Below are 13204 nucleotides of genomic sequence, written 5' to 3'. Positions count from 1 at the left end.
ATGTTCCTCTCTGATTGGTAATAAAATATAACCAATTTTTGCATCTGGCAAGTCAAACCTCACAAGGATAGCTTGCGCGCATGATATGGATGGATCAACTGACACATTTCAACGGTCTGGATGCCGTAGCACTCGGGGTATTGGTCGGGGGATGGCTTCTGCTTGGCCTGATGATCGAGAACCCGCCCCGCAGACGCCCGTCAGTCACGACGCTCATGGCTCAGTACCGGCGCGAGTGGATGGTGCAGATGGTCGCCCGCGACGCGCGCATCTTTGATGCTCAGCTTTTGGCGAGCCTGAGACAGGGCACTGCATTCTTTGCCTCGGCCACACTGATCGCCATCGGCGGGGCGCTTGCGATGCTGGGCGATCTGGATCGGGTGATGGGGATTGCAGACGATCTGACCCCGGCAACCGTTCCGGTCATTGTCTGGGAGGTGAAGATCCTCGTGATCCTCATTTTTCTCACCAATGCCTTTCTAAAGTTTGTCTGGTCCAATCGCCTCTTTGGCTATTGCGCCGTGATCATGGCCGCTGTGCCCAATGACCCCGCCGATCCCGCCGCTCTGCCGCGTGCGCGCAAGGCCGCAGAGATCAACATCACGGCGGCGCGAGGTTTCAATCGTGGCCTTAGGGCGATCTATTTCGCATTGACCGCGGCGGCTTGGCTGCTCGGCCCGATTGCGCTCATTGGGGCCACGACAGTGACTTGCCTCGTGTTGTTGCGGCGGGAGTTCGCCTCTCAGTCCCGCGCGGTGCTCATGCAACCGGATGTGACGGACCGCCACACTCAGACGTGACTGTGTTTTGCTGCGGGGCAAGTTATACTCTCCTGCATGAGACATGTTTGCCTAACCTTCGCCGCCGTTCTAATTGCCGGTCCCGTACTCGCCCATGAGCCAGAAATTCTGGGCGTGCGTGTCGAAGAATCCGGCACGGGTCTAGAGGTGGCGGTCACAATCATGCACCCCGACACCGGATGGGATCATTACGTTGATGGATGGGAAGTGCTGGACGCCGCGGGAAATCGGTTGGGCTATCGCCTGCTGCATCATCCGCATGTCGACGAGCAGCCCTTTACCCGGTCGTTGAATGACTTGGCATTGCCAGACGGCTCGCAAGAAATTTTTGTGCGGGCCCATTGCTCGGTTGATGGATGGAACAGCGAGATATTTCGTGTCGCGTTGGAGCCTTGACCGCCATTGCTCACCTAGGCTTCACCGCCGACCCTCTCTTAGCCAACCAGCTAGAATCAGCCCAGACACCAGCAACAGAACAAGCCAAGGCGGCAAGATGTCCATCTGGCGCAGGCTTTGGGTTTCATAGGCACCGCGTGGCGTGATACCGATCCAACCGCGCCCGGCAGCCGGACGCCCTTCGCGTACTTCACGGATCGCAGGCACGCCGTCCTGCAATGCCCACACCCCGCCATTGGTGGCATCCACCGAGCGTTGCAGCACTTCGGCGCTGGCGATTGTACGCTCAAACTCCACCGGCGACGCGGGGCCAAGGCCAATGACTGCGCGTTGATCACCGTTCGCCAACCGATAGAGACCAATCTCTGGTCCATCGTAGACGGTCTCGAACCGTCCGGGCGACACTTCATCAAGCGAGCGTTCGATGACTTCACCCGAGGGTGTTGTAATGGTCACTGGACCAACGCTGTCCTCAAGCGAGCGGCGAATGACCCGCATTTGCTGACCTGTCGCCTCTGCCCAGAGCGCCTCTTCCTCCAGTTCCGGCTCTTTCATCATCCAATGCGCCAGACGTCGTAGCAATTCGAGTTGCGGTCCACCGCCTTCAAAGCCGCGCCCCCAGAGCCAAGCGTGATCCGAGGCCAAGAGCGCCACGCGCCCCTCACCCACGCGGTCCAACAGCAGCAAGGGCCGATCATCCGCGCCAGACATCACCACATCACCTGCGGTCTGATTGACCTCGATTTGGCGCAGCCAACGACCCCATTCACCGGAAAACTCCTGCTCCAACCCTGCGGTAACCGGATGCCGCGCGCCCAGATCCGTAACCTTGGGCAAATACCCTTCCTCAATTACACGGGCCGTTGGGCGAGCGGGCACAATGGCTTCGAACGGACCGCGATAGATGCTCTCGGCCCCGGCGAAATCCGGACCGGCGGCAAAGAGGACGGCGCCGCCATTTTCGACATACTGCCGGATATTCTCCAAATAGACGTTCGGCAAAATACCGCGCCGCCGATATCGGTCAAAGATGATCAGGTCAAAATCGTCAACCTTTTCCAGAAACAGCTCTCGGGTCGGAAAGGCGATCAGCGACAGTTCCCGCACCGGCACGCCATCCTGTTTTTCCGGTGGCCGCAGGATGGTAAAATGTACCAGATCAACCGAACTGTCGGATTTGAGAAGATTGCGCCAGGTACGGGTTCCGGGATGCGGCTGACCCGAGACCAAGAGCACGCTGAGCCGGTCGCGTACTCCGTTGATCTGCACCAGCACGGTGTTGTTGCGCTCAGTCAACTCACCTGGCACAGCAGGTGTCGAGAATTGCAGCACGTTGCGGCCCCCGTGCGGGAGGATCAACGGCAAGGTGATTTCTTCACCCAAAGGTACCTCAAAGCGGCGCGGTTCCTCGCCATCCACCGAGATATCGAGCGGAACATTGGTTACGCCCTCCGGCGCAGCCCCCTCGTCGGTTACGGTCAGCGTCATCTGCACCTCTTCGCCTAGAATGGCAAAGGCGGGCGCGTTGTCGATCTTCAGCCGCCGATCCCAATCGCCCTCGCGACCCGTGTGCAAAAGATGCAGCGGCGCGGGAATATCCGGCGCACGCTCTGCGTCGTGAATGCGCCCATCCGAGAGCATGATCACTCCGGCGATTCGACCCAGAGGTTCTTCGGCCATCGCCTGTGCCAATGCGGTCATGGCCTGCGTGCCACCATTGTCCGGGGCGTCAGGCACCCGAACGCGGCGTACTTCCGTGTTGTTGCGCGCCTCAAGACGGGCTGCAAGCGTCTCTGCGGCCTCTCGTGTACGCTCCGCCCTGTCCGCCAGTCCTTGACTGGCGCTTTCATCCTCGACGATCAGCACGATATCACTGAGCGGATTGCGCTCTTCTTGTTGATAGGCGGGGCCCATAAGGGCAGCGAGTATCACCAGTCCCGCGAGCGCCCGAAGCGGCCAACCGGCAAGCCCCTTCCAAATCGCCAAAACCAGACCCGCGACCACGATGACCGCCAGCCCTGCAATCAGCCAAACCGGAAGAAGAGGATCAAAGATCACACTTGCGGTCATTGGCCCAACCTATCGAGAAGGGCAGGCACATGAACCTGGTCGGATTTGTAGTTACCTGTCAGCACATGCATCACCAAATTGACACCAAAGCGGTAGGCCAGTTCCCTTTGCCTCTCACCCGCATAGCCTCGGCCCACCGGAAACATCGGATCGCCTCGCTCGCTCACCGCCCAGGCAGCGGCCCAATCGTTGCCACCGATCACTACAGGCGTCACACCATCGTTCAGGTTCCGAAATGGCATGCCTTCGATCTGTTCGGCATCAGGAGGTGCCGCCTCTACCCACACGGCGCGACCAATGTGACGGCCGGGAAAGTCGGTCAAGAGATAGAAAGTCCGTGTGAGAACATGATCTTCGGGAAGCGGCTCGAGGGGTGGAATATCCAAGGGTGCCGCCAATCGTTGCAAACGCGCGCCATTTGGCGAGGCCGCACCAAATCCAGCGATATCAGCATCCCGCGTATCAAAGAGAATTAGGCCACCATTTCGCAAATAGTCGTTCAACTTGACATAAGCCTCCGCTGAGGGAGTCGGCTGATTGGCGCTGATCGGCCAGTATAGGATCGGGTAGAATGTCAGGTCGTCCAGCTCAAGATCGACGGCAATCGGCTCTGCTGGCTCTACAGAGGTCCGGAAATTCAGCACCTGTCCGAGACCACGCAGCCCGGCGCGGGCGGTGTCATCCAACTGCGCATCACCCGTGAGGACATGCGCGAGCGCCAGTTCCTCTGTCGCGAGGATTGCGCGGGCATCATCCTGCGCTCGCGCCTCTTGCACCGTACCAAGGCTGAGCGTGAGTGCCAGCAGAGCGACCGCGCGCGCAGGCCAAAGTCGCCCTGAAAGGGCCAGCGAAGCCAGAATGTCCGCCGTCAGCAAAAGGAGCGCTGCGGCCAAGAGCCAACCCGCCAGAGGTGTTTCCGGCGCACGTTCAAGCCCCTCGACCGTCACGCGAGCGGGCCACTCCATCGGGGTCAGCACCGTGTCTGGCGCAATCACATTTCGTGCGACGCTTCGCTCTGGCCCGTCATAGAGACCCGGCAAGAGATCGGGGCCAAGCGGTGCCTCAAGCAATCTCTCTCCCGGCACGCCGGGGCGATTGTCTGCATCCTTTAGTCGTCCAAACCCGTCGAGCACTTCAAGCGGTTGCCAAATCGTGCCTTCAAGTTCTGCTGCATCAGGCGGGGCCATGGCCGAAGAAACCGCCAACCGCTCCAACATCTGGACAAAGAGACCAGAGAGCGGCAGGCTCGACCATTCTGCGTTGGCAGTGACGTGAAACAAGACCACCTGCCCCGCGCCGATGCGCTTGCGCGTGACCAAAGGCGTGCCATCGGTCAATTGCGCAATCACCCGGTCCGCCAGAGTTGGATCGGGTTGCGCCATGACCTGCGCGCTCACGGTGACATCGGACGGAATGGCAAGTCCTTGGAACGGGCTTCCCTCGACAAAGGGGGCAAGGGCCTTGGGTTCCCCCCAGCTCATCGCGCCACCGACCGTACGTCCACCCGCCCGCAAACGTACGGGCATGAGCGGATCTTCGTCGCTGCGCGACACGTCGCTCGCGGCCACCCGTTGCCCGGCAAACCGCAGGAGAAGCCCCCCATCGTTGGTCCACTCAAGCAGAGCCGCCTGTTCGGCACCCGACAGCGTTGCCACATCCGCCAGAACGATCACGTCCGGATTCGCAGGCAGAATATCCATCAACCCCCCCTCCAACAAATCGGCCGTCGGGCTGAGCGCCTGCTGGAGGTAGTGAAGCGGCGACAAGAGTTCCAGGCCCTCACGATCTTCGCGGCCTGCGATCAGGGCCACCTCACGGCGTTTCAAACCGTCGTCGGTCAGGGTCACGGCACCGGCCTGTGCCTCGCCCGCAATCTCAAAGCGCGTGACGCGGGCGCGCAGTTCCGGTGGCAAGGACAATGCACCCGTTGTCTCGACTGCCCCTTCGTCAAATCGCAGTGGCAGGTTCGCCAGAATGCGCGAGACCCCCGCGGGGTCAAGACCATGGGCGTTCACCGTGATGTCGCGTTCGGGTGCTGGCGCGGCACGCAGAACGCGCAGCACGATCTGACTGTCCTCCAGCACGGGTGGGGTGAGCGCAAGTACGGGGCGCGCGCTTTCATGCACAGTCACCGGACCACGCGCCTCCAGGACCTCCAGGAATTCAATACGTCCCGGTTGCGCCAGCCCGTCCGAGAACCAGCGCGTCTCGAACTGACCGTCGCCCAACATGTCCGCGGCGCGCTCTATAACGTCGTCTTCAATTGCCCAGGGAGCGGGTGTCAGCCCCGGTACCCGGCTGCGCAGGATTTCGGCAGCCTGAAATACGGGCGTTTCGGCCTTGCTCAGTTGCATCAACGCCGTCGGTCGCCCGTCGCGCCCAGCCTCGGCGAGCATCGCGTCAATCACACCCATCTGAGCCGCCCAGTCCCGCGCACTGGCCCAACTGCTATCGAGCAGAATCAAGAGCGGCCCCGACGCACGCCCCTCACCTTCGTCGCGCGGATTAAGCACAGGCCCGGCCAGCCCTACGATCACAGCCGCGACCGCAAACATCCGCAGAAGCAAGAGCCACCACGGCGTGCGATCACTGACACTATCTTCGTCCTTGAGACCCAAGAGAAGCGCAACACCGGGGAATCGGCGCCGGATCGGCGCGGGCGGCACTGCGCGCAGGATGATCCAGAGGATCGGCAGGGCGACGAGTGCCCAAAGAAGCCAAGGTGCCGCAAAACCGATGGGACCCAGGATCATGCGCCCGTCCCCCCGGCCATCGCGGCATGCAGCCACAAGAGCGCCGATTGAGCGCTCTCTCCGGTGTGATGACAGCCATAGCGCCAACCTGTCGCCGTGCAGAGCGCGGCGAGTTCGTCTTTGCGCTGTGCGAGGCGTTCGAGATAGCGCGCACGCAAATCCCCCGCCTTGAGAGTCTCATGCGCCAAAGTGCCTCCGACACTTTCGAAAATCGTGCGGCCTGTGTACGGAAAGGCCTCTTCTGCGGGGTCGAGCACCTGATAGAGCAGTCCGCGCACACCCCGATCCGCCGCAGCAGTCAGTGCGCCACGCAGTGGTGAGAGATCACCCATGAAATCCGATATCAGGAGCGCGCGACCATGCGGGATAAGCCCGGACATCTCAGGGCTGGCATAATCCTCGTCGCTTTCGTGCAAGAGCGCCTCGGCCAACCGCGTCACTTGCGCCTGACCACGCCGGGGCGGCAGGGCGGTCCCGGTGAGACCAACCCGCTCGCCACCGCGCACCAAGAGCAAGGCCATCGCGAGAGCCAGAAGGCGCGCGCGGTCTGCCTTGTCGGGCAGGCTTTTATCGCTGGAAAAGCGCATTGATGCGGCGGGATCGACCCAGAGCATCACACTCTGCGCGATCTGCCATTCCCTCTGCTTGACGAATTGCACGTCTGAGCGCCCCGAACGCCGCCAGTCGATCATCCGACGGCTGTCACCGGGCTGTACCGGGCGGTATTGCCAGAAATCATCACCCGCCCCTGCCCGTCTGCGGCCATGTTCCCCCAAGAGCACCGTGCGCGCCAAAAGCTCTGCGCGCGCCAATAATGGGGGCAGGCGGGCGGCCTCTGCCTCGGCGCGCGGGCGCAGGGTGTTTGGGGAGGGGGCGTTCATCTCAGGCGGCAGCCTGCACGTGGGTTACGTCCTCGACCGTCCGGGAAATCAACGGCGCAAGGCTATCGCCACGCGCGCGGGCCGCGAAATTAAGTGCCATGCGGTGCCCAAGAACCGGCTGCGCCATGGCGGCCACGTCGCTGGCATCCGGTGCAAGCCGCCCTTGCAACATCGCCCGTGCACGCACTGTCAGCATCAGCGCCTGTGCGGCACGCGGCCCCGGACCCCAGGCCACACTCTGACGCACCGTTTCGGCGGCGCTTGTATCTTCGGGACGGCAAGCGCGCACCAGATCGAGAATAACCTCCATCACTTTTTCACCCACCGGCATTCTCCGCAACATCTGCTGCGCCGCGATCAATTCGGATGGGGTAAATACACCGTGAGCGGTTTCTTCGGTTGCGCCTGTTGTGGCCAGGAGGATTGCACGTTCTGTGTCGCGGTCCGGATATGGCACCTCGATCTGCACCAAAAAGCGGTCAAGCTGTGCCTCGGGCAGCGGATAGGTGCCTTCTTGTTCAATCGGGTTCTGGGTGGCCAACACATGAAACGGGGTTCCGAGCGAGCGGCTTACACCTGCCACCGTCACCGTCCGCTCTTGCATCGCCTGCAACAGGGCGGATTGGGTCCGAGGGCTGGCGCGATTGATCTCATCGGCCATCAAAAGCTGGCAAAAAACTGGGCCTTCAATGAATTTGAACGCCCGTCTGCCGTCTTCGGCGGTTTCCAGAACTTCGCTGCCGAGAATGTCCGCAGGCATCAAATCAGGCGTAAACTGCACCCGATTGGTATGAAGGCCCATAACCGTGCCCAAAGTCTCGACCAGACGGGTCTTGCCTAAACCGGGCAAGCCGATCAGAAGCCCATGCCCACCACACAGGAGAGCTGACAGGGCGAGATCGACGACCCGCTCTTGCCCGATGAACCGTCGGGTGATCGAATCGCGTGCTTGGGCCAATTTCCCTTCGAGCGTCTCTAGCCCAGCCAAGAGATCGGTGTCATCGGTCATGGCAAAACTCCTGTCAGAACTATATCTTATAGATAGAGTGTATAGCTTGAGACAGAAATGGCAAAAGCAATGAGCAAAGATTCCGTCACAACCCCGTCAGCCGAGGGACTTGCAGCCACTGCGCGCGCCGTTCGCGCGAAAGGCAAGGGTCTGCCGCCCGTCCATCTGTGGACCCCACCATTCTGCGGTGATTTGGATATGCGGATCGCACGGGACGGCACATGGTTCTACCTTGGAACCCCGATCGGGCGGCCCGAACTGGTTCGGCTGTTTTCCACCATCCTGCGCCGCGATGGGGACGATTACTTTTTGGTCACCCCTGTCGAAAAGGTCGGAATCACCGTCGATGACGCGCCTTTCATCGCCGTGGATTTCGAGGTCGATGGCGCCGGACCGGAGCAGAGTTTGCGGTTTGAGACGAATGTCGGCGATCACGCGAACGCGGGCCCCGAGCATCCCATCCGGGTCGAGCGTGATCCCGAGACTGGAGAGCCCGCCCCTTATGTGTTGATCCGCGCCAATCTTGAAGCGTTGATCGACCGCAAAAGCTTTTATCGTTTGGTCGAGATTGGTGACCGGGTCGATGGCTGGTTTGGGCTTTGGTCGGGAGGCGAGTTTTTCAGGATCATCCCAGAGCATGACCTACCCTAGCCGCCTGGAGTGGGTCAGTCGCGACTCCGCAGGGCCGTGCGCTGGATGAGGAAGACGGTCAGAAGCGGCAAACCGACCGTGACCAGCGTGACTGTGAGAAGCAACAAGCCAAGCTCACTGTAATCTGCAGGCGTTGTAATCTGCCCAGAAGCGGGATCGCGAACTTCGCGCGTGACTATGAAAATCTGGTTCAGGTATTTGGTCAGCAAGGAACTGGCCGAGAGCGCCAAATTTGTAAAAGACGCCATCACGGCAAAGAAGGTTGCCTTGAGATTGTCAGGCGCATTGCGGGCGATCCAGGCCAACATCGGGATCATCGCAACCTGCCCCAATGGCGACTCTATGGCCGTGTCGAGAATCGCTATGAATCGTGCATCGACGATGCCACCAGTCAGGGCGGCCGTGATCTCCTGCACCCCGTAATAGAGCCCGATATTGGGCAGCGACAGAACGCCCCCGATCAGCGTGAGCAAAACCACGATGTAGACGATACTGCGATGCGCCATCAGCGGACGCAGAATGACCATCCCCGCCAGCGTCAAGAGCGAGGTGATGAGCGACAGCACCGACAGAAACTGTTGATCGAACGCCAAGAGGTCGATGGAAAACCAAGTGTAGCCATCCCCGGGACGCGGCGTGGCGCGGAACATGAAGATAATCACTGCCGTGCCGACCAGCGTGCGCGCCTGCGCCACGGGCAAGACCGCCACAAGCTGAAGCATCAGCAAGAGCACAATCGCCATGGAGCCCGCAAAAATGATCTCTTGCCCATAGGGGATATCGCTGAGGCCAATGGTCAACGACAGCGCAACAAACCCGGCGCCGCCGATGAAATACCACGGGTTCGCCCGCGTCTTCTCGCCCGGACGCTCAAAGAGCGTGTCCGCCTCCGCCTCGCTCAGCCCGGTGTGGCGCAGCCGCTTGTGCAGGCGGTGTTTCTGCCACGCCGCCAAGAGAACGCCCGACACTGAGACCAGCGGGATTGTCAGAGCGGCGAGATAGATCAGCGCGTAGGTGGCGCGCTTGGCCGCTGGATCAAGCGCCTCGATTCCCGCGAACATGTAGATATTGAGGGCTGCCACCGCGACTGTGCCGGAAATCAGCGCAAACCGGCCTAGCGTTTGCATGGTGGTATGAAGCGCGCGGGCGGTGTCTTGCGGGATCGGGGTGCCGTCTGCATCCATGCGCGGCACCGCCTCGACCGACATCGCATCGGCGACCGCGTCCTGAATGACCAATCCGCAGGGGGCCAAAATGTAAGAGGTCACATACCACGCGCCCATCGGCATGATCGCAGTCATCGCTTCGGTCCGGGCCAAGAGCAGATACATGATGAACACCGACAGCCCGATCATCCCGGCTCCGACATAGACCAGCAGCCATTTCCAACGCCAAATGATGTCTACGAGATGACCCAGTGGCATTTTGAGTGCCCATGGCAGTCCCGCCCAAAAGGCAAGACCGGCAAGGTAGGCAGCAGAGAGATCAAGGTACTCCTTCACAAAGAAGGTGCCCACGATCATCGTAAGCCCGGAAAACCCCGCCGCGAAATAGATCATCAAGGGCGGTAGAAACGTCCAACGCATTTGTCGTCCAAGATCGAAGACAACGGCGTCAACCCATCTGACAAGACGCTCTGTCAGGGTCATGCGTTGGGACGCGACATGATGGGGTCAGGCCAGCGGGCGGTGGTCTCGGTCAAGACGGGGGCCGCGATTTCGAGCATCTCAAGCGGCAGGATCACGAGCATCTTTGGGGCCGTTACGGCGAGATGCACCGGACCCAGGGCAGTATTCGACGTCCCGACACGCCCGTCGGGGGCGAGGTTGAGTCCGTTGATCGGCCAGTGCAGCCCCTCCGACACGCCCTCTACCGCAGCCATTGGGAAGAGCGAGATCCGACAACCCGCAGGTAAAGGCAGGCTCAAAGATGGCGGGCAAAGAAACATCAAATCGCTCGAGCCCAGCAGAATGCAGCGTTGCCACGAATGGCGCGTCAGCGCATTGCAGACGGCCAGTTGATGATCAAGCCTGTCACCACAAAACCCCAGACCTAGAATGAGTGGTGCCGAAATCGCAGCAAGGCACTTCTCGAAATCCGTGGTGTTCTGATCCCGGTCTGGATATTGTGACCCATCTGGAATGTTCGCGCGGGCGGAGTGCGATATACTATCGAAGTCGCCAATCACCGCCCGTGGCATGATGCCATGTTCCAGCGCGGTATCGGCACCGCTATCGGCAGCGATCACGATCTGGGCAAGTGTGAGCGCATGGTTAACAAGCCCCTCCGGAACGGCAGCCCCGCCGATCAAGATCACTGGTTCAGATTCGCGGACAATCATCACTTTTGCCTGTTATCGTTGCCTTAACTAACCTGATGTCACATTCTAGCCACGAAATGATACGGTAAAGATCTAAGAATCGGGCCGCTTTGGTCTCTGGCGTCATGGTAAACCTTATCTTTGCAGGCAAGCAAAGCGAGCGCATATTATGGTTGGTTCAAGTAAGATACTGACAGTCTCCTACGGCACGTTTTCGTGCACGTTGGAAGGTTTTGACGATTCATTTGATACAATGAAGGCAATTGCGGAGTATTTTCGCGATCTGGCGGCGGATGACCGATACTTTGGAGCAGAGCCGCCGACTCCCGATGCAGAGATGCTGGCGCGAATCGCGGAACGGGAAATCGCCCGGCGAGTCGACGCGCATGAAGAGCGCGGCAAGATCGTGCTGCGGGCCGGGTCCGGTCAGGCGCTGATGCCCCGGACGGACATAGCAGAGACGAGATCGGCAAACCCTGCGCCGGGACCGGAGCGCGCGACAGAAGCGACAGAAGCTGCTGACTCCGTCAAAGCAGCGGAGCCAATACCCACGCCGCAGCCTGTGGCAGAGGTGACACCAGAGTCGTTCGATACTGACGAAGCTGCGGCAGAGCTTGAAACCCTGGCAGACATGGCGGAAGCCGAGACTGAGATCGAAGCGCCCGTTGCGGAAGATGTCGCACAAGACTTGCCCGAAGGGTTGGAAGACGAGCCTCGCGCGATGCAGGCTGAGTCAGAGGTGACCGAGACCGTCTTTGACAGCGAGAGCATTGCCGAAAAGCTGAGCCGCATCCGGTCGGTTGTGGCGCAATCCGAAGAGGCCACCGAAGATCAGTACACCGAAGATGAACACGCGCAGGATTTTCTGGACAGCGTCGCAGAAGACCTAAGCAGCGTTCTCGCAGAGGATGACCGCGTCGAGGCCGATTTGATCGAAGATGATCTGATCGAGGATACCCTGGACGAGAATGACTTTGACCGGGAGGATCCGGACGAAGAGGCTGCGCTGCCTGCGGTCCTGTCCGCCGCCGGCACCAATGAAACGAAGTCGACAGAAGCGATGCAGCCAGAAGAGATCTATGACGCGGCTGACGATTTCGAAGATACTCTCGCTGCACTGATGGCCGACGCGCAGCCCAAGCCGTTGACCCGCGATGACACAGCCACGATCGATCAAGAAACGGAAGCCGCAGAGCAACCAACTGCACACGTTATCAAGGTCAAACGCACGGAATTTGAGGCGGCGGTGGCCAATGGTATTTTTGAGGAAGACGAGAGCGACGAAGACGAATTCGACGACGACGACGATAACTTCTTTGGTGCGACTGGAGCCGCACTGAGCCCAGAAGAAGAAGCGGAGTTGCAGCGCGAATTGGCCGAAGTTGAGGCCGAGTTGGCTTTTGAGGATGCGGCAGAGTCTGAGGCGGACCTTGAGACCGATGCCGAAGAAGAGATTGCCGAAGCCGAGCGTACGCCGACAGCGGTAACGCCGCAGGACAACGCGGCGCCGGAAGTCGCGGAAGAACCGGGCGCAAACCGGTTTGGCCGCGCGGAAGGTTCAAGCGATTTGACGCGGATCTTTGAGAAAACCGATACGCACCTTGAGGCACCCGCCTCTAGTCAACGACGCAATGCCATCCAACACCTGCGCGCCGCCGTTGCCGCAACGCGGGCAGAGCACAATGCCGGATCAAGCCTGCGCGAGAACGTGGATGACAGCCCCTACCGTAGCGATCTGGCCAGCGTTGTGCGGCCCCGCCGCCCGCAGATTGCGGCCCCCACCGAGCGTTCTGCGCGCCCCGAGGAAAGCCGTCCTGCGCCGCTCAAGTTAGTGGCGGAACAACGCATAGATACGCCACGCGCTCCGATCCGTCCGCGCCGCATCTCCTCGACCGATGTCGAAGCTGAGGTCTCTATCGAAAGCCAAGCCGGAAGCTTTGGCGCCTTTGCCGAAGAGATGGGCGCAAGCAGCCTTCCGGATCTGCTCGAGGCGGCGGCAGCCTATCTGTCCGATGTCGAGGGTCGTCCACAGTTCTCGCGGCCGATGCTGATGGGCAAGCTCAAGGAAGTCGAGAAAGAGAGGTTTTCGCGCGAAGATGGCTTGCGTTCCTTTGGGCAGCTCCTGCGTCAAGGCAAGCTGCAAAAGTTGGCGGGCGGTCGGTTTGCGGTCACTGAAGAGACAGAATTTCGCGCGACCGGCCGCAGACACGCCAGCTAAGTGCCAAGGTTTGGTGCGGCAAACGGTGATGCCCCCCTCGTCCGATAAGGCGAGGGGGGTTTTCGTTCGCGTGGCGATTTGTCTCTTTCCCGCGCTTCGCAGAGCG

The 13204-nt window shown here is 60.6% G+C and carries 10 protein-coding genes; 4 read left to right on the top strand and 6 right to left on the bottom strand.

Translation table 11 applies throughout. The features are described from left to right. Nucleotides 1-80: 80 nt before the first annotated feature. Nucleotides 81-800 carry a DUF599 domain-containing protein gene (locus ACSSVY_RS13165; RefSeq protein ID WP_454270043.1) on the top strand — a complete coding sequence of 240 codons (720 nt, stop codon included), beginning with the start codon at nt 81-83 and terminating at the stop codon, nt 798-800. Nucleotides 801-836: 36 nt separating this feature from the next. Further along, the gene (locus ACSSVY_RS13160) at nt 837-1196 is read left to right on the top strand and encodes a hypothetical protein (RefSeq protein ID WP_454270042.1); all 360 of its coding nucleotides are present in this window, start codon (nt 837-839) and stop codon (nt 1194-1196) included. A gap of 21 nt (nt 1197-1217) precedes the next feature. Here ACSSVY_RS13160 and ACSSVY_RS13155 read toward each other — a convergent pair whose 3' ends face one another. Genes ACSSVY_RS13155 through ACSSVY_RS13140 form a run of 4 tightly spaced genes read right to left on the bottom strand, consistent with a single transcriptional unit; the run spans nt 1218 to nt 7909 of the window. Beyond that, a complete protein-coding gene (locus ACSSVY_RS13155; RefSeq protein ID WP_454270041.1) occupies nt 1218-3266 on the bottom strand; it encodes a hypothetical protein in 2049 nt (682 codons plus the stop codon). Then, nucleotides 3263-6019: a DUF4159 domain-containing protein gene (locus ACSSVY_RS13150; RefSeq protein ID WP_454270040.1), complete on the bottom strand. Its 2757-nt coding sequence runs from the start codon at nt 6017-6019 to the stop codon at nt 3263-3265. Before ACSSVY_RS13150 ends, ACSSVY_RS13155 begins: the two co-directional genes overlap by 4 nt. Beyond that, a complete protein-coding gene (locus tag ACSSVY_RS13145) occupies nt 6016-6900 on the bottom strand; it encodes a DUF58 domain-containing protein (protein ID WP_454270039.1) in 885 nt (294 codons plus the stop codon). Before ACSSVY_RS13145 ends, ACSSVY_RS13150 begins: the two co-directional genes overlap by 4 nt. 1 nt (nt 6901) lies before the next feature. Continuing rightward, entirely contained in the window at nt 6902-7909 is a 1008-nt protein-coding gene (locus tag ACSSVY_RS13140; protein ID WP_454270038.1) for an AAA family ATPase, read from the bottom strand. Between the two features lie 69 nt (nt 7910-7978). Here ACSSVY_RS13140 and ACSSVY_RS13135 point away from each other — a divergent pair, with 69 nt between their 5' ends. Beyond that, nucleotides 7979-8560 (top strand): DUF1285 domain-containing protein, encoded by a 582-nt coding sequence (locus ACSSVY_RS13135; RefSeq protein ID WP_454270037.1) that lies wholly within the window; start codon nt 7979-7981, stop codon nt 8558-8560. A gap of 14 nt (nt 8561-8574) precedes the next feature. On the opposite strand, the gene ACSSVY_RS13130 is transcribed toward ACSSVY_RS13135, so the two are convergent. Further along, a complete protein-coding gene (locus tag ACSSVY_RS13130; RefSeq protein ID WP_454270036.1) occupies nt 8575-10209 on the bottom strand; it encodes a hypothetical protein in 1635 nt (544 codons plus the stop codon). Continuing rightward, the gene (locus ACSSVY_RS13125; RefSeq protein WP_454270035.1) at nt 10206-10901 is read right to left on the bottom strand and encodes a thiamine diphosphokinase; all 696 of its coding nucleotides are present in this window, start codon (nt 10899-10901) and stop codon (nt 10206-10208) included. The genes ACSSVY_RS13130 and ACSSVY_RS13125 overlap by 4 nt, the downstream gene beginning before the upstream one ends. A 232-nt stretch (nt 10902-11133) precedes the next feature. Between ACSSVY_RS13125 and ACSSVY_RS13120 the strand changes: the two genes are divergently transcribed. Next, nucleotides 11134-13098 (top strand): hypothetical protein, encoded by a 1965-nt coding sequence (locus ACSSVY_RS13120; protein WP_454270034.1) that lies wholly within the window; start codon nt 11134-11136, stop codon nt 13096-13098. The last annotated feature ends 106 nt before the right edge of the window (nt 13099-13204 follow it).

This window comes from Roseovarius sp. MBR-51 (genome assembly GCF_053628575.1).
The sequence above is the reverse complement of the archived record's forward strand: the minus strand, read 5'-3'. Positions and strand labels throughout refer to the sequence as shown.